A 21461-nucleotide genomic window follows, 5' to 3' on the forward strand; every position below is an offset into this window, starting at 1 on the left:
AGCGGGGCAGGGCGCGCGTCAGAGCGCGACGCCCTTGTCGCCGACGAGTTTTTCGAGCATCCAGATCAGCGCGAAGTCGATCGCGACGGTGAACACGGCGAAGCAGAACACGGTCGGGTCGAGCGACGACACGGTGCGGCTGTAGAGCCAGACGGGCAGGGTCATCGTGTCGATGCTGTACAGGAAGAACGTCACCGTGAATTCGTTGAACGACACGATGAACGCGAACAGCATCCCGGCGAGAATGCCGGGCCGCATCAGTGGCAGCACGACGTCGACGAGCGCGCGGCGCGGGCTCGCGCCCATCAGGCACGCGGCTTCCTCGAAGTCGGGGCCGATCGAGGCGACCGAGGCGGCGCAGTTCTTCACGGTGAACGGCAGCGTCAGGATCACGTGGGCGACGACGAGCCGCGCGATGCCGAGTTCGACCGGCAGCGCGTTGAACACGATCAGCAGCGCGAGGCCGAGCATCACGAGCGGATAGACGATCGGCAGCGCGACGAGCTGCTCGACGAGCGTCTTGCCGCGGAAGCGGTAGCGCGACAGTGCGTACGCCGCGGGTACCGACACGGCGGTCGCGATCAGCATCGTCGCGACCGCGACGACGAGGCTCGTCGTCAACGCGGCGCCCATCGACTGCGCGCTGCCCGCGTCTGACGAGACGAACGTCTGCCATGCGGCGCGATACCAGTGCAGGCTGAATTCACGCGGCGGGAATTCGAGCGTGCCCGACGCGCCGAACGACATCGTGATCATCGTCAGGATCGGCAGCGCGGCGAGGAACAGCACGAGCGTCGCGAGTGCCCCCGTTACGCGTCCGAGGCGGCCGGGCATGGGCGTGCGCAGGAGCAGGGCGTTCATCGGTTCACCTCGCCGGAACGTTGCAGGGTGCGCACGAGGCGCTGGGAAACCGCCATGACGACGAGCGTCGCGCCCATCAGCACGATGCCCGATGCCGATGCGGCCGGCCAGTTGAGCAGCGGTGCGACCTGGTCGTGCACGAGCACCGCGAGCATCGGCACGCGCCGGCCACCGAGCAGCAGCGGCACCGCGAATGCGCTGGCGTTGTACGCGAACACGAGCAGCGCACCCGAGACGAGGCCGGGCATCGCGAGCGGCAGCGTCACGTGCCGCAGCGTTTGCCAGCGGCTCGCGCCGAGCGTCGCGGCGGCTTCGTCGTACGCGCGGGACACCGCGCGCAGCGCGCTCGACAGCGGCAGCACCGCGAGCGGGAACGCGGTCTGGATCAGGCCGAGCAGCACGCCGTGCTCGCGGTACAGCAATTGCAGCGGCCGCCCGATCATGCCGGTGGCGAGCAGCGCGCGGTTGAGCAACCCGGCCGGGCCGAGCATCACGAGCCAGCCGTACCCTTGCAGCAGCAGGTTCACGAGCAGCGGCAGCAGTACGCCGGCGAGTAGCAGCCGGCGCGCGAGCCGCGATTCGGTGCGCGCCATCGCGAGCGCAACCGGGATCGCGAGCAGCACCGCGCATACCATGCTCTGGAACGCGAGACGCAGCGTGAGCCACAGCGACGTCGTGAAGTACGGATCCGCGAGATCGGCGTAGTTCTGCAGCGTGAAGGTCCGCCATTCGTCGCCGGACACGCCGACGCTCATTCGCAACACCGTGAGCGTCGCGGCGGCAAGCACCGCGAGGAACGCGAGGATCGGTGCGAGCAGCAGCCACGGCGGCATGCCGGCCAGCGCGGCGGCGGTGTCGGGGTCGGCACCGGCCGTTCCGGCGCCGGCCGACCCTGCATCGCGGGGGGAGGGCAGGGAGGCCATGTCGTTATGCCGAGAAGAGGCCCGTGTAGCGCTTGATCCACGCGGGCTGGACGGCCGCGAGCGCCTTGTCGTCGTGCAGCAAGGCCTTCTCCGCGATCTGCTGCGGCGACGGCACGAACGCGCGGCTTTCCGCGGGAATCACGGCCTTGCCGTTCACCGGGCCGTTCAGCACATCGGCCGCCATCCGGCCCTGCACGCCCGCGTCGAGCGAATGGTTGATGAACGCATGAATCAGGTCGAGGTCGCCCGGGTGCGCCTTCGGGATCACGGTGAACATCAGTTGCGTCGCGAAGCCTTCCTTCATCCCGTACGTCACGCCCATCTTGTAGTCGGGCTTGCGGATCTGGTCCGGGAAGAACGCGGGCGAATAGATGCCGCCGATGTCGAGCGAGCCGGTGCGGAACAGGTCGGCTACCTGGTTCGGGTTTTCGCCGAGCGTCATCACGCGATCCTTCAACTGCGCGAGCTTCCTGAATCCCGGATCGATGTTCTGCTGCGAACCACCGGCCAGCTTCGCGGCGATGATCGCGAGGTCGACCGCTTCGGCCCACTCGGGCGGCGGCAGGAACAGGCGGCCCGCATACTTCGGATCCCACAGTGCCTCGTAGCTCGACGGCGCGCTCTTCACGGTCGCCGTGTTGTAGATCAGCCCGTCCGACCACAGCAGGTAGCCGATGCCGAAGCCGTTCGCGCCGGTGCGGTATTGCGGCGCGACGTCCTTCAGGTTCGGCAGCCGGTTCAGGTCCGGCTTCGCGAGCAGGCCCGCATCGGCGAGACCCGCCGCGCCCACGCCGGCGAGCGTGATGACATCGTAGGTCGGCCGTTCACCCGCGGCCTTGACCTTCGCGACCATGCCCGACGTGCCGTCCGCACGATCGGCGATCACGCGTGCGCCGGTCTGCTTGCTGAAGGTTTCCGCGATGTTGCGCAGCGCGGCCGCGCCGGTATCGTCCGACCAGGTGAGCAGGCGCAGCGTCTTGCCGGCGAAGCTGCTCGACTGTGCCTTCGCAGTACTGATGAACGGCATCGGAAGGGCGGATGCGGCGAGTGCCGTGCCGAGGGTTTTGATCACCTGCCTTCTGCCCGCCTTGAAGTGTTGCATGGCCGTCTCCTGATGAACGATGCCGTGTGGTTCGATGCCGCTCGCCGAACGGCGGCGCGGGGTGTGGATGAACTGTAGGGAGGTCAAATTTCCGCAACAAACGAAATATCCGCATGCGCGGCATGACATAAACGCATGGGCTGCGCGACCTCAGCGGGCCGGCAACATGACCTGCTTGATCTCCTGGAACGCGGCCAGCCCGAACGGACCGAGCTCGCGTCCGATGCTGCTGCGCTTGTAGCCGCCCCATGAGGTTTGCGGATAGATCAGCTGCGGCGTGTTGATCCACACGACGCCTGCCTCGAGCGCGTCGGCGACCCGCTTGCCGCGTGCCGTGTCGCGCGTGACGACGGTGGCGACGAGCCCGTACTCGGTATCGTTGGCGGCCGCGATCGCGTCGTCTTCGGTGTCGAACGCGCGTACGCACAGCACCGGGCCGAAGATTTCCTCATACCAGAGCGTGCTGTCGGCCGGCACGTCGGCGAACAGCGCGGGCCGGATGAAGTAGCCGGGGCCGTCGAGCACGTCGCCGCCCGTCACGAGCCGCGCGCCGTCGGCCCGGCCTTGCGCGATGTGGCGCTTCACGCGTTCGTATTGCGCGCGGTTCGTCAGCGGACCCATCTGCACGCCGGGCGAGAACGGCGGGCCGACGACGGTCGCGTCGATCCGCCGCGCGAGGCGCGCGATCAGCTCGCGGGCGAGCGGGGCGGCGACGAGCACGCGCGAGGTTGCCGAACACATCTGCCCGGCGTTGAAGAGGCCGCCGCCCGCGATCAGTTCGACCGCATGATCGAGATCGGCATCGTCGAACACGACGATCGACGACTTGCCGCCGAGTTCGAGGCCGACGCCCTTTATCGTGTCGGCGGCCGTTTTCATGACCTGTGCGCCGACCGCCGTGCTGCCGGTAAACGACACCTTCGCGACGAGCGGATGCGCACACAGCCGCGCGCCGACATCGTGGCCGGTGCCCGTCACGACGTTCAGCACGCCAGGCGGCAGGCCGGCCTCGGCGACGATCGCGGCGAGTTCGAGTTCGGGCAGCGGCGTGATCTCGGACGGCTTCAGCACGACGGTGCAACCGGCCGCGAGCGCGGGCGCGAGCTTCCACGCGGTCGTCACCATCGGGAAATTCCACGGCACGATCAGCGCGGCGACGCCGGCGGGTTCACGCCGGATCCACGCACGATGGTCGCCGCCGGGCAGCGGCACCTCGGTTTCGCCGTCCATGTCGAGGCGGTCCGCGAGGCCTGCGTAGTAGTCGAAGGTGGCGATCACGTCCGCGACGTCGATCTCGGCTTCGGCGAATGGCTTGCCGTTGTTGAGCGACTGCAGTGTCGCGAGCCGCACGCGGCGCGCTTCGACACCGCGTGCGATCGCGCGGAGCAGGGCCGCGCGCACGGCGCCGGTTGTGCGTTTCCAGCCGGAAAACGCGCGCGATGCGGCTTGCACGGCACGCTCGACGTCTGCCTCGCCGCCCGCGCTAACGTCGGCGAGGACCGCTTCCGTCGACGGATCGACGACGGGCAGCGTCGCGCCGCTGAAGCTCGTGCGCCACGTACCGTCGATGAAATGGTGCGTGTGCAGAGGCGGATCGATCGCGAGATCGGGCGTCGTGCTCATTGCTGCACCTGACCGAACCAGGTTGCCTCGTCGATTTCGATCACGGTCGGAATCGCGCGTGTTGCGGCGTCGCGCAGCGCCATGGACAGCGCGTCGGGCGTCGCGGCTGCTTGCGCCGCGCAGCCGAAACCGCGTGCGAGTGCCTGGAAATCGGGCGTATAGGGATCGACGCCGACCGGCGTGATGTCGCGCGCGACCATGTATTTGCGGATCTCTCCGTAGCCGCGGTTGTTCCAGACGATCACGATCACCGGCACGCGTGCCTCGACCGCGCTCGCGAGCTCCGGCAGCGTGAACTGCAGGCCGCCGTCACCGATCAGGCATACGACCGGCCGCGCAGGCGCGGCAAGCTTGGCGCCGATCGCGGCGGGCAGCCCGTAGCCGAGCGTGCCGTAGCCGGTCGACGAGTTGAACCAGCTGCGTGGCGCCGGCGCATCGTGCGTGAAATTGCCGACGTAGACGGGGCTCGTCGAATCGCCCGCGACGATCGCGCCGGGCAGCGCCGCGACGATCGTGTCGATCAGCCGCGCCTGCGCGCGCGCGGGGCCGTCGTGGCCGGATGCGATCGCGGCGCGCACAGCGGCCACTCGAGGCGCGCCCCAGCCGGCCTCGGGTGTCGGCGCCGGCCGTTCGTGCAGTCGGGTCGACAGCGCGCCGAGCGCCAGCCGGGAATCGCCGGCGATGGCGATTTCCGCGCGTGCGTTGCGCATCAGCTGTTGCGCGTCGATGTCGATGCGGATCAACCGGCCGTCGATCGCGAAGCCGCCGTCGAACGTGACGTCGTAATCGGTTTCGCCAAGCTCGGTGCCGACGGCGAGCACCACGTCGGCGTCGCGGATCGCCGCGCGGGTGGCCGGCAGCGACTGGGTGGAGCCGATCAGCAACGGGTGGCCGGCCGGCAGCAACCCCTTTGCGTTGATCGTCAGCGCGACCGGCGCGTGCAGGCGTTCGGCGAGTTCGCGCAGTTCCGCCGCTGCGCGGATGGCGCCGCCGCCCGCGAGGATCAGCGGCCGGCGCGCGTGCGCGAGCAGGTCGGCGGCCGCCCCGAGCGCATTCGCATCCGGCGCGGGTCGCGCGGGCAGCGCGAGCGGCGCGGCGGGCAGCGCCGGTGCCGGCATCACGATCACGTCGAGCGGAATTTCGATATGCACGGGCCGCGGCCGCGCGCCTTCGAAAACCGCGAATGCGCGCGCGAGCACCTGCGGCAGGTCGGCCGCGTCGAGCAGCGTGTGCGAGAACGCGGTGAGTCCCGCAAACACGTCGCGCTGCGATGGCAGTTCGTGCAGGCGGCCGTCGCCGCTGCCGAGTTCGCGCCGTGCGTTGACGCTCGAGATCACCAGCATCGGGATCGAATCCGCGTAGGCCTGTGCCATCGCGGTCGCGATATTGGTCATCCCCGGCCCGGTGATGATGAAGCAGACACCCGGCCGGCCCGTGACGCGTGCGTAGCCGTCGGCCATGAAGCCGGCCCCCTGTTCGTGGCGCGGCGTTACATGGCGTATCGACGAGGCGGCCAGGCCGCGATAGAGCTCGACGGTATGCACGCCGGGAATGCCGAACACGCATTCGACGCCCTGGCGCTCGAGCAGGTCGACGAGCGCTTCGCCACAGGTGCGGGGGTGGGCAGTGAACGGTGCCGCCGTGGCCGTACGGGCCTCGGCGATGCAGGAGACGGTGGCAGGATGGTTCATGGATCGTGGGGTGTCGGTTGGGAGGGTGAGTGGCCCGTACCGCAAGCGAGGGGCATGAAGCGGATTGTCGGCGTCGATCCGGGGCGCCAACAATCGATTAGTTTTCATGCGCGGCATGAGCGCCGTGCATGGCGGAGACGACACATCGCCAAACCGCGGGAAAGTATTCCCGCGAAGAAATCACTGAACCGGCTTACGTCAGCAGCGTGCGCGCCCAGCGTGGATTTGACCTGCGGCGGAATTTTGTAGCCAATCAGGCAGTGAGTCTCGCGTCGATATTATCGGAATCCAGCCAGGCTCGACGGACCGTGGCGGGAGGTTGATAGCGATGTGCGCTATGGGGTCGACGCTCGTTGTAGAGCGGTCGCCAGCGTTCGATGAGCACCTTGGCTTCGGCGCGGCTGCGGAACCATTCCCGGTTCAGCAATTCGTCACGCAGTTTGCCGTTGAAGCTCTCGACGAACCCGTTTTGCCACGGACTGCCTGGCCTCTCGGCCTCTCGCAAGATGCGGATGATCTGCTCGTCGGTAAATCGCTTCTTCATCGAGTTCTCCTTGCTTCCAGGATAAAAGAGAACTCACTTGCCAAATGGCTACAAGAAACGCATCAGGTCATCCCGCGTATCTGGAACAGGACTTCACGGTCGAGACGCCGAATCACTACATGGTGCGGCTTGCGCCGATCCAGCGCGCGGAGTTCCGGATCTACGCGCAGAAGCCCGACGCGCAGGTGCGCCGGCGCCTCGTGATGGAAATCGGCGAGCCGTGTCTGTTATTGAGGCGCCCCACGTGGGTCGACGAGCATGTCGCGACGTCGGTGCGCTTGTGGCATCCGGCATCGCGGTTTCATCTGGCGGGGAAGGTGTGAGCCTGCAGGTTGCCACCCGGCGGCTCAATCCCACGTAGCGATATGCGTTTCATCGTGCCGGTCTAGAGCGACTGCTCTGAATTCTCGCCGCACTGCCGCATAAAACGGTCATCAGCCGGTGGGGGTACGCCGGGGCAAATCATTTCGTATGCACCCGGCAAGATTCGTCGCGCTCCCGGGATAAGGCCGTCCGACAAGGGGTACGGCGAGTTTTCCGTCGTTATTCCCGACCTGCCGTGGCCGCTTTTGCACATCCGGCTCGCGATCTGCATTCAAGCGACGAATCTGTGCATCGCAACAATCCATTTCATTCACGGCAATCGTCCCGGTAAGGTGAACGCACGTTCGAATTTGCTCGAACGAAGCGAATCCACTCCTTGACGATGCCATGAAAACGACTCCCGATCGACCAGCGGAAGCGTCACCCTCGCGCCCCGGCGTCCCGCCGGCAGGCGGCGGAAATGCACGCGCGGCGGGCCTGCGCCTGCCGACCCGGCTGGTGGGTCCGATTGTGCTCGGGACGCTGCTCAACGCGCTGAACTCGTCGATGATCGCGGTCGCGCTCGTCAGCATCCAGCAGGCGTTCAACCCGCAGGGGCATGAACGCATCGACACGATGTGGCTCGTGTCGGGCCTTTATCTCGCGACGGCGGTCGGCCAGCCGACGATGGGGCGGCTCGCCGACCGGTTCGGTGCGAAGCGGATTTTCTGCATCGGCCTTGCGATCGTATTGATCGCGTCCGCGCTCGCGCCGTTCGCGCCGTCGCTCGAGTGGCTGATCGCATCGCGCGTCGCGCTCGGCATCGGCACGTCCGCCGCGTATCCGGCCGGCATGGCGATGATCCGCACCTGGTCGCAGCGACACGCGAACGGCGCGACGCCGACGGGCGGCCTCGGCGCGATCTCGGTCGCGGCACAGGTGGCCGTCGCGTTCGGGCCGCCGCTTGGCGGCGCGCTCGTGCAGTTCGCCGGCTGGCGCGCGATCTTCTGGATCAACGTGCCGATCGTGCTGCTGGCCTTCGTGCTGGCGTGGCTGTGGATTCCGGCCGACGTCGTCCCGCGCGGCGCGCAGGAACGCCGCACGCTGCGGGGCACGCTGAAGGAGCTGGATCTGCCGGGCGTCGCGCTGTTCGTCCTGACGCTCGCGAGCCTGCTGCTGTTCCTGCAATCGGTAACGCACGAGCCCGACTGGCTGCTGCTGGTTGCGACGCTGGTTCTGTGCCCGATGCTCGTCGGGCGCGAGCGGCGGGCCGCGACGCCGCTGATCGACATCCGCATGCTGAGCGACAACCGTGCACTCACGAGCACGTACCTGCGCTGCGTCGGCACCTACGCGGTGTTCTACGCGATCTTCTATGCGCTGCCGATGTGGCTGCAGGAAGCCAAGCACCTGTCCGCCGCCGATGCCGGCCTCGTGATGCTGCCGGTCGCCGGGATCGGCACCGTGGCGACGATGTTCGCGACCCGCCTCGCACACCGTCACGGCTCGCGGCCGGTGCTGATCATCGGCTCCGCGATGCTGTGCGTCGGCAGCGTCGTGATGAGTCTCCTCACCAGCGCGATGCCGGTCTGGTCGATCGTGCTGCTGTCGATCGTGTTCGGCGTACCGAACGGCTTCAACAATCTCGGCAACCAGGCGGCGCTCTACCAGAGCGCGCCGCACGACCGGATCGGCACGGCCTCGGGGCTGTACCGCACCGCGCAGTATGTCGGCGGCAGCCTGTCGTTTGCGCTCGTCGGGCTGGCGCTCGGCCATCCGGCGAGCGATCGCGGCCTGCGCGAGCTGGCCATTGTCCTGGCGGTCATCAGCGTGCTGCTGCTGCTCAACGCGGCATCGAGCCGGCACCTGGATGCCGCCGCTTCTTCCATCTCCCAACAGAAGTGAGGTGTTACATGTCCATTCCGACGCTCAATCGCACGGTTGCCCTGGTCGCCATCGATCTGCAGAACGGCATCGTGTCGCTGCCGGTCGTGCCGTACACCGGTGCGCAGGTCGTGGCGAAGACGGTCGAGCTCGCGACCGCGTTCCGCGCGCTGCAGCTTCCCGTCATCTACGTGCACACAAGCTACCAGCCGGACGGCGGCGTGGCGCTGAAGGTCAAGACGGATGCGCCGTCGGCGCCGCCGAATCTCGATCCCGAATGGAGCGCGTTCGCGCCGGCGCTCGGCGTGGCGCCGTCCGACATCGTCGTGACGAAGCACCAGTGGGGCGCGTTCACCGGCACCGACCTCGACGTGCAGCTGCGCCGGCGCGGCATCACGGACATCGTGCTGACCGGGATCGCAACCAACATCGGCGTCGAATCGACGGCGCGCCAGGCATACGAGAACAACTACAACGTCGTCGTCGTCAGCGACGCGGTCAGCACGTCGTCCACCGACGCGCAGACCTTCGCGCTGACGCAGATCTTCCCGAAGCTCGGGCAGGTGGCCGCGACGGCCGACGTGGAGGCGGCACTGGAGCAGGCGTTTTCGCGCTGAACGAAGCGGCGTGTTCGGCGTGCACCATTCATACAGAGCCATTTAACGAGGCATGACGATGATCAAGACCGATGCATGGGTTCTTTACGCAGGACCGGAACCGAGCAAGAAGCAGGCGCCCGTGGCGGGCGAGCTGCGTCGCGAAACCTTCGAATTCTCCGATCTGGAAGCCGGCGAGGTGCTGGTCGAGCCGCTGTACGGATCGTGGGAAGCGAACCTCGACCACGCGCTGTCGCGCAATCCGGTCGACATCTGCCGGCAGCGCCGCGAGGACAAGATCGTGCTCGGCAACGGTGCGCTGGTGCGCATCGTCGAGCGCGGCCGCGGCGTGAAGACGCTGAAGGAAGGCGAGATCTGCATGGTGATGCCGTTCGGCAAGCGCGACGAATACGGGTTCGCCGAACTCGTCTACGCGTACGACGCGCCGGGCACGATCGGCGTGATGGCGCAGCGGACCAAGATGCGCGCCGACAACCTCGTGGCGGTGCCGACGGACAGCCGGCATTCGCTGCTGCAATGGGCGACGTACGGCCGCTACTTCACCGCGTGGGACAACTGGAAGGTGGCGTCGGCGTGCTGGCGCTCGCAGTTGCCGGACGTCGATCCGGCCGACTACCTGGTATTCGGCTGGGGCGGCGGCACGACGCTCGCCGAACTGCAGCTCGCGAAGCGCGAAGGCTTTCGCGTCGCGATGACGGCGAGCAACGACCGGCGCCTCGAGGAGCTCGCGAAGCTCGGCATCACGCCGGTCGATCGCCGCAAGTTCCCGAATCTCGCGTATGACGACGAGCGCTACAAGACCGATCCCGAGTATCAGGCGAGCTATCGCGAGTCGGAGCGCGTGTTCGCGGAGACGATCGCGGAACTGAGCGGCGGCCGCGGCGTCGCGATCTTCCTCGACAACCTCGGCGGCGCGCTGTATCGCTCGACGATGCGCGTGGTCGGCCGCACCGGCATCGTCACGACGGTCGGCTGGAAGACCGGGATGCGCCTGTGGAACCTGCGCGCGACGGAATGCATCAACCGCCGCCTGCACATCCACACGCACGCGTGGCGCTACGACGACAGCATCACGATCCGCGACTTCCAGGAAACGAGCGGCTGGATCGGCGAGGAGCCGACCGAGATCTTCGATTTCGACGAAGTGCCGAAGCTCGCGTCCGACTACCTGAACGGGAAGATCCAGACGTATTTCCCGATCTACCGGATCAACGCCGTCTGAGCGACAGGTCGCGCGCCGCGCCCCGCATCTTTGCATGTTGATTAGTCATGCAGACGATGCCGGCGCGCGGCGCGCCGTGCAATCCATTTGACTGGAGAACGGCATGGCCACTGTGGAAATCGGGGACGTCGACGCCGGCGCGGCGTCGGACACGTCCAAACGGGCGCCCCTCGACGGCATTCGCGTGATCGACGCCGCGACGCTGTTCGCGGGCCCGCTCTCGGCGACGATGCTCGCGGACTACGGCGCCGACGTGATCAAGGTCGAGCATCCGGACGGCGATCCGGCGCGCAAGTACGGCGCGCGTCGCGACGACGTGCCGTTGTGGTGGAAGGTGCTCGCGCGCAACAAGCGGGCGGTCACGCTGAATCTCGGCACGGCCGACGGCCAGCGGATCTTCCGCGAACTGGTGGCGCAGGCGGACGTGGTCGTCGAGAACTTCCGGCCCGGCACGCTCGAACGCTGGGGGCTCGGCTACGACGTGCTGTCCGCGATCAACCCGCGGCTCGTGCTCGTGCGGGTAACGGGCTTCGGCCAGTTCGGCCCGTATGCGAGCCGGCCGGGCTTCGGTACGCTGGCCGAGGCGATGAGCGGGCTCGCGTCGATCACCGGCGAGGCGGACGGGCCGCCGCTCCTGCCGTCGTTTCCGCTTGCCGACACGGTCGCGGGGCTGACCGCCGCGTTCGCGATCATGACCGCGCTGAAGGCGCGCGAGCAGACCGGGCGCGGCCAGGTCGTCGATCTCGCGATCATCGAGACGATGCTTGCCGCGATGGGCGCGCAAGTCGCGAGCTACGACCAGACGGGCCGGGTGCCCGAGCGTACAGGCAATCGTTCACCGAACAATTCGCCGCGCGGTGTCTACCGCACGTCGGACGGCAAGTGGGTCGCGCTGTCGACGTCTGCGCACAGCATCGCCGAGCGCGTGATGCGCCTCGTCGGCCGCGCGGACCTGATCGACGAACCGTGGTTCGCGAACGGCGCCGAGCGCGCGAAGCACGCGGACGAGCTGGATGCGGCGGTCGGCGGCTGGATCGGGCAGCGCACGCGCGACGAGGTGATCGCCGAATTCGAGCGCGCGCAGGCGGCGGTCGCGCCGATCTACGACGTCGCCGACGTGCTGCGCGATCCGCAGTACGCGGCGCTCGGCTCGGTCGTGTCGGTGCCCGACGCGGAGCTTGGCGCGTTCCGCACGCACAACGTGCCGTTCCGGCTGTCCGACACGCCCGGCGCGATCCGCTGGGGAGGACCTGCGCGCGGCACGCACAACGACGAAGTATTCGGCGCATTGGGACTGGAGCGGCGCGAGATCGCCGATTTGACCGAACGAGGCGTGATATGAAAACCAGCGCAACTTACCGCAGTTACCTTTACGTGCCCGCGCACAAGGCGCAGGTGGTGGAAAAGGCGTATGCAAGCGAAGCCGATGCCATCGTGCTCGACCTCGAGGATGCCGTGCCGGCCAGCCACAAGGCCGAGGCACGCCAGGCGGCCGCCGCGATTCTCGCGGAAGGCCCGCCGAAGCCGACCTACGTGCGGATCAACCCGATCGGCAGCCCGTGGTGCCGCGACGACGTCGAGGCGATCGCGCAGCCGGCGCTGCAGGCGCTGCGCCTGCCGAAATGCGACCTGCCGCAGCATATCCAGGAGGTCGCGGGCTGGCTCGACGCGCTCGGCTGCGAGGCTGGCATCCAGATCCTGATCGAGTCGGCGTACGGCGTCGAGACGGCTTACCAGCTCGCGACCGCGTCGCCGCGGCTCGAACGGATCGGGCTCGGCGAGAGCGACCTGCGCGCGGACCTGCAGATCGGCGTCGACAACTTCACGCTCGAGGTGTGCCGTGCGCGCTGCGTGGTCGTGTCGCGCGCGGCGGGGCTGAACGGGCCGATCCAGACGGTCTATCACACGCTGCCCGATCTCGACGGACTGAAGGAATCGACGCTGCGCGCGAAATCGATGGGGTTCCTCGGCCGCTTCGCGATCCATCCGTCGCAGCTCGCGGTGATCAACGAGGTGTTCACGCCGTCGGAGGACGAGATCCGCGCGGCCGAGCGCGTGCTCGAAGCGGTCGATGCGGCGGCCGGCAAGGCCTCGGCGTCGTCGGTGTTCGTGCTGCCGGACGGCCGCGTGGTCGCGCCGCCGCTGATCGCCAACGCACGCGTGACGCTCGCGCTCGCGAACAATCTTCGACTCAGTGGAGCACTGGCATGAGCACACCCGAAACGCTTTCCGCTCCGGCAGCGGCCGCGACGAACCGGCCCTTGCCGCCCGACGGCATCGTCGGCGCGCTCGGCCGCTTTGCGGCGGAGGTGCGCGCCGAAGGGCTGGAACGCAGGCTGCGCGTCGAGGCCGCCGCGCGCGTGCTGGACGTGGTCGGCAACAGCCTGATCGCGCACGACGAACCGGTCGCGCAGTCGGTGCTGCAGGTCGCGCGGCGCTGGGGCGGCACCGGCCCGGCGAGCGTGATCGGCGCGCCCGACCGGCTGCCGGCCGCGAGCGCCGCGCTCGTCAACGGCACGCTCGCGCATGCGATGGATTTCGACGATTCGCACATGCGCTCGGTGCTGCATCCGAGCGCGTCCGTGATTCCGGCCGCGCTCGCCGCCGCGCAGGCGAGCGGCGCGTCGGGTGCGGCGCTGCTCGATGCGATCACGGTCGGCACCGAGGTGTGCATCCGGCTCGGTGTCGCCGCTTACAACGAGCAGCTCGGCAATTCGGTGTTCTTCGAGCGCGGCCAGCACGCGACGTCGATCTGCGGCACGGTCGGCGCGGCGGCGGCCGCGGCGATGCTGTTCGGGCTCGACGCCGCGCAGATCGCGGCGGCGCTCGGCATTGCCGCGAGCATGGGCGCGGGCCTGCTCGAAGCGAACCGCACCGGCGGCTCGGTGAAGCGGATCCACTGCGGCTGGGCGGCGCACGCGGGCGTGAGCGCGGCGGAACTGGCGGGCGCGGGCGTAACCGCGCCGCCGACCGCGCTCGAAGGCCGCTTCGGTTTCTTCCACGCGTGGTGCGGCGACCTCGCCGACGTCGACGCGGTGCTGCGCGGCCTCGGCGACGAATGGGAGACGAGCCGGATCATCTTCAAGCCCTATCCGTGCAACCACTTCACGCATCCGGGCATCGACGCGGCGCTGCAGCTGAAGGCGCAAGGCGTGACGGCGGACGACGTGGTGTCGGCCGAGCTGCGGGTCGCGACGTCGACGCTGCGCACGATCGGCGAGCCGGCCGAGCTGAAGGCGAATCCGCCGACCGGTTATGCGGCGGCGTTCTCGGGGCCGTACACAGTCGCGGCGGCGCTGCTCGGCGGCGGCGGGCTCGGCGTCTGGTTCGACGATTTCGACGATGCGCTTGCGCAGCACCCCGCACGGCGCGCGCTGGCCGCGAAGGTGCGCTGCGTGGCCGATCCGTGGTGCGACACGCGCTTTCCGAACTTCCTGCCGGCCGTGCTGCGCGTCGAGCTGCGCGACGGGCAGGTGCGCGAGGCGCGGATCGAGTCGAGCAAGGGCACGAATTCGCGGCCGCTGACCGAACAGGAGCTCACCGCGAAATTCGTGCTGGCGGCGAGTTCGGCGCTCGGCATGGAGCGCGCGCTCGCGCTGCGCGACGCGGTGCAGGCGCTCGCCGACGATGCGCCGCTCGACCTGCTTGCGGCGCTGACGTCAGGTACTGAAGGAGGACACCGATCTTGAATGCACCGCGCTGGAAAAAGCGGCCGCCCGGCTCGAACTGGGGCGATTTCGGTCCCGACGATCAGAAGGGGCGGCTGAACTGGCTGACGCCCGACAAGGTGCGGCAGGGCGTTGCCGAAGTCCGGGAAGGACTGTCGTTCTCGCTGAGCCTGCCGCTCGACGTGCCGCGCGGCGGCGGGTTGAACGCGCGGCGCCGGCCGCCGGCGATCATGCCGGCGCTGCTCGGCGACAAGCCGTACTTCGGCTATCGGGCCGACGAACAGGTTGCGAACGCAACCGACGTGGTCTGCGACGACTCGTTCTGCATGCACTCGCAGTTCTCGACGCAATGGGACGGCCTGTCGCACGTGGGCGGCGTGTTCGACGCGGACGACGACGGCGTGCCTGAAATCGTGTTCTACAACGGTTTCCGGATGGGCGAACATCTGCGGGTGCCGCAGGAAGGCGACGCGACGGGCGGCGCGCGCGCGCTCGGCATCGAGGTGATGGCGCAGACGGGCGTGCAGGGGCGCGGCGTGCTGATCGACCTGCGGCGTCATTTCGGCGATGCGCGCACCAAGGTCGGCTTCGCGCAGTTGATGCAGGTGATGGAGGCGGACCGCGTGCAGGTCGAGCGCGGCGACATCGTCTGCATTCACACCGGCTTCGCCGATCTGCTGCTGAACGACGACGGCGGATCGCCGGCGACGGTCGCGAGCGCGTGCGTGCTGGACAGCAGCGATGCGCGGCTGCTGCAATGGATCGACGAATCGGGGCTGGCCGCGCTCGTGGCCGACAACCATGCGATCGAGGAACGTCCGCAGAATGCGCAGCCGCTCCCGCAGCCGGGCGCACTGATGCCGCTGCACGAGCTGTGCCTGTTCAAGCTCGGCATTCACCTCGGCGAGCTGTGGCACCTGACGCCGCTCGCGAACTGGTTGCATGCGCACCGCCGGAACCGGTTTCTGCTGACCGCGCCGCCGTTGCATATCCGTGGCCTGGTCGGCGCGCCGGCGAATCCTGTCGCGACCGTTTGAGCCTGCGGGCGGCGGCTGTGGCGGCCGCCGCCCGCATTTTTTTGCAACGCGACAGGGTTGCGAAAATCGCGAATTAAATGGCCGATTGGCACGGTATTCAGAAGAATCAACGTGAAACGGACCCATTAATTTGAAAACTTAACCAATATCGTCCGATACCTAAAAATATAGATACGTCAAGATTGGACTATTCTTGTGCATTGCACTAAATATCTGGGGATTGCTCCGATTGCAGAATTTCGCAATCGTAATCGGAGGCGGTGATTAACCTGTTTAGTGGATGGTCGCAAACATGAATCTACGTTCGATCGATCTGAACCTGCTGGTCATACTCGATGCGCTATTGACGGAGAAGCAGGTCACACGGGCCGGCCAGAAGGTCGGCCTCACGCAGCCGGCCGTCAGCAACGCGCTGGCGCGGCTGCGATTCCTGTTCAAGGACGAGATCCTCGCGCGCACGGCGGTCGGCATGGAGTTGACGCCGCGCGCGCAGGCGCTGGCCATGCCGATTCGACAAATCATGCAACAAATCGAGGAATTATTTGAATCGGATTATCAATTCAATCCATTTACGTCCGAGCGCCATTTTACGGTGCGCATGTCGGATCTCACCGAATTGCTTTTGCTTCCGGCCCTGCTGCGCTGCATGCGATTGACCAGCCCGAATATCGGCATGGACGTCGTGCATATGAGTGCCACCCGGACCGCCGACGCGCTCGAATCGGGGCTGCTCGACCTGGCGATCAGCGCCGGCCTCGAACATTCGGGCACGCTGTCGTCGCGCATCGTATTTCATGACCGGATGGTCTGCGTGATGAGTTGCAGCCATCCGGACGCGGCCGCGCCGCTGACGCTCGAACGATTCCTCGCGCTCGACTTCCTCAACGTGACGATCAACCCGGTCGACCACAGCCTGATCGACAACCTGCTCGCGACCATGAACTGCACGCGGCGTATCGTGCTCAACGTGCCGCACTGGCTCGTCGTGCCGAACATGCTGGATGCGCTGCCGTACGCGGTGATCATGTCGGAGCGGCACGCGCTGAGCCTCGACGATGCGCGGCTCGTGATCCGCGAACTGCCGCTCGCGATGGAGCCCGTCGCGTGGTCGCTGTACTGGCACCGCCGCTACGACGGCAGCAACGCGCACGCGTGGCTGCGCGGCCGCATCGTCGAGGTCGCGGAAGCGCTCGAGCGGCACGTCGTCGCGGCGGAGGCTTAGGCGTAGGCCGAGCACGCCGGTCAGCCGACGACGAGCAGCGGCGGCAGCGACGCGACGTCGGGCTGCTCGTCGAGCCGCCACAGGTAGTCGAGCGCCGCGTGGATCTGTGCCGGGTTCCAGTGCCGCCGGCAGTTCTTCGTGAACTTCGCGACGTAGTCGTCGCGCCGCATCGGCCGCGTCGGCGAGCCGGGCAGGTCGTCCACCTGCTTCGTGCAGGTCGTGCCGTCTTCGCACACGGCCGTCACGCGATTCGGTGCCTGCGCCGGATAACGCGCGGTCAGCGACGGGTCCTCGCGCACCGTGATCCGCTCGATCAGCGCGCGCAGCGCCGGATCCTGCAGCGCGTCGTGCCGGTAGCTCTCGGTCGTGATGTCGCCGTCGAGCATCGCGCGCGCGACGATGTACGGCAGGCTGTGATCGGCGGTCTCGTGGGTCGATGGCGCCCATTTTTCGCGGTCGCGGCCGGCCGTCACGTAGCCGACCTCGGTCGTGTCGATCTCGATGCGCTGGATGCGGCGCAGGTCGCCGACCTGCGCGGCGACGTCGACTGCGGCCGGAATCGCCGTTTGCGTGAGCCCCTGGGCGGGATAGAACTTCACGAAGCATTTGCCGATCCGGAACGCGCCGCCGCGCCCGCCGAATTCGCGTGTATCGACCGCGAACGGGCCGGACACCTGCGGAAAGAATCCCGCCATGCCTTCGAAGATCGGCGCGGGGCCGGTCAGCCCGGCGCGCGCGAGCTGCGTCGAGAACACCGCGTTGCGCGCGGCGTCCGCATCGGCGAGCGCCTTCCAGTTCGACAACTGCTGGACGCGTGTCTGGTTCAGCGCGAGATGGCTGTTGATCGACAGGTTCACCGCCTGCACCAGCTGCGGCGCGGGCATGCGCATCAGCTTGCCCGCGGCGAGCGCGACGGCGGGCAGGCTGTAGCACGTGTGGTCCCAGCCGCGCGGGCTGATCGCGGCGGCGTCCATCAGCCGGCACGCGATCTCGTACGCGATCGCGATCGACAGGATCAGGTCGCGGCCGTTCGCATGCTGCGCTTCGGCGACGGCGAGGCACGCGGACATGTTGTCGCTTGGATGGCCGGTCTCCTTGCCGGCGTAGGCGTCGTTGAAATCGTAGTAGCGCAGCGCGGTGCCGGTCGCGAACGCGGCGAGATCGGGGCTCGTGCGCTCGCGGGTGCCGACGATGGTCGACACGCCGCCCGGCGACGCAAGCGCCACATCGCGCGCGATCCGCACCGGGCGTTCGTCGTGAGCGGCGATCGCGCAGCCGAGCGCGTCGATCAGGTGCGCCTTGATCGTCTCGACCGTCGCGTCGTCGAGGTCGCGATACTGCAGCCCGGCCGCGTAGTCGGCGAGCTGCTGCGCGAGATCGGGGCGGCCGGTGGTGACGCCGGCGGCCGGCAGCGCGCCGGCGCGGGCGTGGGCGAACGGCAGCGCGAGCGCCGTGCCGGTCAGCGTGGAAAGGAAGTGGCGGCGGTTCATGGTGCGTGGCTCCGGAGGTTCCTGAAACGGGGGGAGAGGCGGGCTCAGAACAGCTTGCGCAGGCCGAGTGCCGCGCCCGCGCTGCTGGCGCGGTCGCCGGCCAGCGTGTAGTGGAGAAAGTTGTAGTTGTAGTTGTCGAAATCGAGCGCGGCGCGGCGTGCGTAGCCGCCTGCCAGGTACACCGTGACGGCCTTCGACAGGAAGTAGTTCAACTGCAGCGTGACCTGCTGCGGGTTCGCCGGGTGCGGTGCGGGCGTCTGCGCGTTCGGCGGATTCTGCGCGCGGATGTCCTCGTAATAGAACGCGCCGATGGCCTGCAGGAAAGGGGTGATCGCGTAGCGCACGCCGGCCCACCAGAACGTGTAGCTCGTCACGACCGATGGCGCGGCGACGCCGCTCTGTCCGTGCGTGACGCCGGCCAGCAGTTGCACGCGGTCGATCGACGCGATCGCGGCGGCGGCGTAGCGGCGGAAATGCGCGAAACCGCCCGGCTGCGGCGTGTTGACGTTGTCGAACGCGGCGGCGACCGAGAATGCGCCGCCGGCATAGTCGAAGCCGGCGCCGTAGGCGGCGTTCGACTGGAACGCGCCGGGCGTGCCGCCGAACGAATAGTGCATTTCGAGCGTCAGCGCGCCGATCTTCGCGAGGTACTTGGCGACGTTGTTCTCGCGGAAGTTGACACCGACGATCGCGCCGGCAGGCTCGTACAGCGTCGAGTACGCGCCCGTCGGCGAATAGTGCTCCATGACGTCGAACAGCGTCGTGTACTGGTGGCCGAGCCGCAGCGCGCCCCAGCGCTCGTGCTGCAGCCCGACCCACGCGGAGCGGTCGAAGCCGCCCGCGCCGGTGCCGGTGCCGTTGTTCAGGTTGATGCCGCTTTCGAGCCGGAACGCGGCCTGCCAGCCGCCGCCGAGCTCCTCGACGCCCTTCAGGCCCCAGCGCGAGCCGCTCTTGCCGCCCGACGCCATCCGCACGAGCGATGCCGACGCGTTATTGCCGGGCGCGGCCTGGTGGGTGAGGAATTCCGTATAGACGTCGGCCACGCCGTACAGCGTGATCGTGTTCTGCGCGCAGGCGCTGGCCGATACGAGGCCCAGTCCGCACAGTGCGGACATCCGCTTGCCCATGGCTTGTCTCCTTCGTGGGTTTATTTATTGGATTGCGGCGTCGCGCCGGTCGAGCGGCGCGACGGTGCTGCGGGGCGACGCTATCCGGGCCGGGCGGCGAACGGGTGGCGTCGTGGCGCGACGCACGCGCGCATTGCGCGACCTGCGCATGCACAGGGACGAAGCGCGGCCATGAAGGGCGGCACGTGCATCACCGGGGCGTGCCGCCGGTACGCGCCTGCACGGCTGCGTGACGCGCGAGCACGCGCTTCGCGCGGGCGACGCCGGGCGCGTCGACCATCCTGCCGTCGACGCGCAGCGCGCCGCGCCCGTTCGCGCGCGCGTCGTCGTAGGCGGCCAGCACCGCGTTCGCGTCGCGCACCGCGTCGTCGTCGGGTCGGAACGCGCGGTTGAGCGCACCGACCTGCAGCGGATGGATGCAGGTCGCGCCCGCATAACCGAGTTCCGCGGACATGCGCGCGATGCGCTCGAACGCGTCGAGATCGCGCAGCTCGTCGAGGCCGCCGACGAGGCCGAGCGGCAGGATGCCGGCCGCGCGCGCGGCGATGATCAGCAACTGCTTCGGCACGCGCAGCACGTCGGCGCTCGCGCCGCTTTCGCAGTTCAGCGCGAAGTCGCCGCCGCCCAGCATCATCGCGACGACGCGCGGCGACGCCCGCGCGATCCGGTCCATGGCCTGGAACGCGCGCGGCGTTTCGACGATCGCGACGATCCGCGTGCCGCCGGGCGGGGCGCCGGTTTCCTCTTCGAGCGCGGCCAGCAGCTCGTCGATCGCCTCGACGTGCGAGCTGCCGCGCACCTTCGGCAGCACGACGCCGTCCACGCCGGCCCGGACGGCCGCGCGCAGGTCGGGCACCAGCAGGTCGAGCGGGCCGTTGGCGCGCACCAGCACATCGCGGCCGGGCGTGCGCAACGCCGGCACGGCGTCGGCCAGCCCGTCGCGGGCGGCCGCCTTGCACGCGGCCGGGACGCTGTCCTCGAGATCGAGGATCAGCGCGTCGGCGTCGCTCGCGGTGGCCGATGCGACGAAACGGGGGATGTGGGCGGGGACGTACAGCAGCGAGCGCCAGGCAGGTTGATGCGAAGAATCCATCGTCGATCTCTAAAAATGAAAGTCACTTTCATTTTTGTGATGGATGATGGCATTCGTCAAGATTATCGTTAACGCCTAGTTTCCAAGGAGATTGCGCGACGATGAGCGAACGAAGCCGTGCGGATTCATGTTGATGCCATCGATGATCTGCGTATAATGAAAGTGACTTTCATTTTTTTGAGTGCCGGCCAACACGGCGCGGCACGGATGCCCGGCATCGCACGAGGTGGACATGAGCAAGGTGGAGACAAGCAATCCGGCAGAAGGCGGCGTGGCCGCGGTCAACCGCGCGCTGACTGCGCTGCTGGCGTTCGGCAACGCGCCCGGCGGGCTGATGCTCGCGCAGGTCAGCGAGGAGACGGGGCTCAACATGAGCACGCTGTTGCGGATGTTCGAGTCGCTCGAGCAGTTCCGCTTCATCAAGCGCCTGCCGGACGGGCGCTACGTGCTGGGGCCCGCCGTGTTCCAGCTGGGGATGATGTATCGCGAGTCGTTCCAGCTGCGCGAGTACGTGATGCCGATCCTGTCGACGCTGTCGGCGGAAACCGGCGAGACCGCCGCGTTCTACGTGCGCGAAGGCGACCAGCGCGTGTGCCTGTTCCGCATCCAGGCGCAGCGCTCGGTGCGCACGCATCTGCGCGAGGGCGACCGCTTCCCGCTCGACGTCGGCGCGGCCGGGCGCGTGCTGCTCGCGTTCAGCGGCACGCGCGGCGGTGAGTACGAGAAGACGGCCGAGCAGGGTTACGCGGTATCGATCGCCGAGCGCGACCCGGAAAGCGCGGCGATCGCGTGCCCGGCGTTCGGCGTTGGTCGCGTGCTGAGCGGCGCGATCTCGCTCGGCGTGCCGCGCTATCGCTTCAACAAGAAGGTGCTGGCCGACTACCTGCCGCGTGTGCAGGCGGCCGCCGCCGAGCTGACGCATGCGCTGGGCGGCGATCTGCCCGCCGCGGGCGCGGCGTTCCGCGCGGCCGACCAGCTCGGCGCGCTGCTCGAGTAGTGCCGCGCGCGGTTGAGCGCGCACTTCGAAGTCCGTATCGAACGACGCACACACCAA

General features: G+C 68.3%; 17 protein-coding genes and 2 pseudogenes. 10 read left to right on the forward strand and 9 right to left on the reverse strand.

All coding sequences use genetic code 11. The features are described from left to right. Window positions 1-18: 18 nt before the first annotated feature. From BLA15945_RS25275 to BLA15945_RS25300, 6 genes and pseudogenes are all read right to left on the reverse strand, one after another. Entirely contained in the window at window positions 19-861 is an 843-nt protein-coding gene (locus BLA15945_RS25275; RefSeq protein ID WP_059241013.1) for an ABC transporter permease, read from the reverse strand. Continuing rightward, the gene (locus BLA15945_RS25280; protein ID WP_174993644.1) at window positions 858-1784 is read right to left on the reverse strand and encodes an ABC transporter permease; all 927 of its coding nucleotides are present in this window, start codon (window positions 1782-1784) and stop codon (window positions 858-860) included. Before BLA15945_RS25280 ends, BLA15945_RS25275 begins: the two co-directional genes overlap by 4 nt. A 4-nt stretch (window positions 1785-1788) precedes the next feature. Further along, window positions 1789-2886, reverse strand: a complete 1098-nt coding sequence (locus BLA15945_RS25285) for an ABC transporter substrate-binding protein (protein WP_059241011.1) — start codon at window positions 2884-2886, stop codon at window positions 1789-1791. 150 nt (window positions 2887-3036) lie between these two features. Further along, window positions 3037-4509, reverse strand: a complete 1473-nt coding sequence (locus BLA15945_RS25290; RefSeq protein ID WP_174993645.1) for an aldehyde dehydrogenase family protein — start codon at window positions 4507-4509, stop codon at window positions 3037-3039. After that, a complete protein-coding gene (locus tag BLA15945_RS25295) occupies window positions 4506-6200 on the reverse strand; it encodes a 5-guanidino-2-oxopentanoate decarboxylase (protein WP_217468168.1) in 1695 nt (564 codons plus the stop codon). The genes BLA15945_RS25290 and BLA15945_RS25295 overlap by 4 nt, the downstream gene beginning before the upstream one ends. Window positions 6201-6453: 253 nt before the next feature. Beyond that, window positions 6454-6687, reverse strand: a pseudogene (locus tag BLA15945_RS25300) (integrase core domain-containing protein); the annotation flags it as partial. 128 nt (window positions 6688-6815) lie between these two features. Between BLA15945_RS25300 and BLA15945_RS25305 the strand changes: the two are divergent. The 9 genes and pseudogenes from BLA15945_RS25305 to BLA15945_RS25345 form a co-directional block, all read left to right on the forward strand. Further along, window positions 6816-7067, forward strand: a pseudogene (locus BLA15945_RS25305) (UTRA domain-containing protein); the annotation flags it as partial. A gap of 388 nt (window positions 7068-7455) precedes the next feature. Next, the gene (locus tag BLA15945_RS25310) at window positions 7456-8952 is read left to right on the forward strand and encodes an MFS transporter (RefSeq protein ID WP_174993646.1); all 1497 of its coding nucleotides are present in this window, start codon (window positions 7456-7458) and stop codon (window positions 8950-8952) included. An 8-nt stretch (window positions 8953-8960) separates the two neighbouring features. Continuing rightward, complete coding sequence (locus BLA15945_RS25315; protein ID WP_048246495.1) at window positions 8961-9548, forward strand: hydrolase; 588 nt, start codon at window positions 8961-8963, stop codon at window positions 9546-9548. Window positions 9549-9606: 58 nt separating this feature from the next. Then, window positions 9607-10770, forward strand: coding sequence for a quinone oxidoreductase family protein (locus BLA15945_RS25320; protein WP_059242533.1), 1164 nt, complete (start codon window positions 9607-9609; stop codon window positions 10768-10770). A 103-nt stretch (window positions 10771-10873) separates the two neighbouring features. Beyond that, entirely contained in the window at window positions 10874-12112 is a 1239-nt protein-coding gene (locus tag BLA15945_RS25325; protein ID WP_155627366.1) for a CaiB/BaiF CoA transferase family protein, read from the forward strand. Continuing rightward, complete coding sequence (locus tag BLA15945_RS25330; protein WP_059242321.1) at window positions 12109-12981, forward strand: HpcH/HpaI aldolase/citrate lyase family protein; 873 nt, start codon at window positions 12109-12111, stop codon at window positions 12979-12981. The genes BLA15945_RS25325 and BLA15945_RS25330 overlap by 4 nt, the downstream gene beginning before the upstream one ends. After that, window positions 12978-14459 (forward strand): MmgE/PrpD family protein, encoded by a 1482-nt coding sequence (locus BLA15945_RS25335; protein WP_174993647.1) that lies wholly within the window; start codon window positions 12978-12980, stop codon window positions 14457-14459. Before BLA15945_RS25330 ends, BLA15945_RS25335 begins: the two co-directional genes overlap by 4 nt. After that, on the forward strand, window positions 14456-15475 hold the full coding sequence (locus BLA15945_RS25340) for a cyclase family protein (RefSeq protein WP_174993648.1): 1020 nt from the start codon (window positions 14456-14458) through the stop codon (window positions 15473-15475). Before BLA15945_RS25335 ends, BLA15945_RS25340 begins: the two co-directional genes overlap by 4 nt. 292 nt (window positions 15476-15767) lie before the next feature. Further along, the gene (locus BLA15945_RS25345) at window positions 15768-16697 is read left to right on the forward strand and encodes a LysR family transcriptional regulator (RefSeq protein WP_174993649.1); all 930 of its coding nucleotides are present in this window, start codon (window positions 15768-15770) and stop codon (window positions 16695-16697) included. 20 nt (window positions 16698-16717) lie between these two features. Here BLA15945_RS25345 and BLA15945_RS25350 read toward each other — a convergent pair whose 3' ends face one another. The 3 genes from BLA15945_RS25350 to BLA15945_RS25360 form a co-directional block, all read right to left on the reverse strand. Further along, window positions 16718-18187, reverse strand: coding sequence for an MmgE/PrpD family protein (locus tag BLA15945_RS25350; protein WP_174993650.1), 1470 nt, complete (start codon window positions 18185-18187; stop codon window positions 16718-16720). A gap of 44 nt (window positions 18188-18231) precedes the next feature. Continuing rightward, window positions 18232-19314, reverse strand: a complete 1083-nt coding sequence (locus BLA15945_RS25355) for a porin (RefSeq protein ID WP_059242314.1) — start codon at window positions 19312-19314, stop codon at window positions 18232-18234. A gap of 190 nt (window positions 19315-19504) precedes the next feature. Next, entirely contained in the window at window positions 19505-20407 is a 903-nt protein-coding gene (locus BLA15945_RS25360; protein ID WP_174993651.1) for an HpcH/HpaI aldolase/citrate lyase family protein, read from the reverse strand. Window positions 20408-20639: 232 nt separating this feature from the next. Between BLA15945_RS25360 and BLA15945_RS25365 the strand changes: the two genes are divergently transcribed. Then, a complete protein-coding gene (locus BLA15945_RS25365; protein WP_059242310.1) occupies window positions 20640-21404 on the forward strand; it encodes an IclR family transcriptional regulator in 765 nt (254 codons plus the stop codon). Window positions 21405-21461: the final 57 nt, after the last annotated feature.

It is taken from the genome of Burkholderia arboris (assembly GCF_902499125.1).
GTDB lineage: Bacteria > Pseudomonadota > Gammaproteobacteria > Burkholderiales > Burkholderiaceae > Burkholderia > Burkholderia arboris.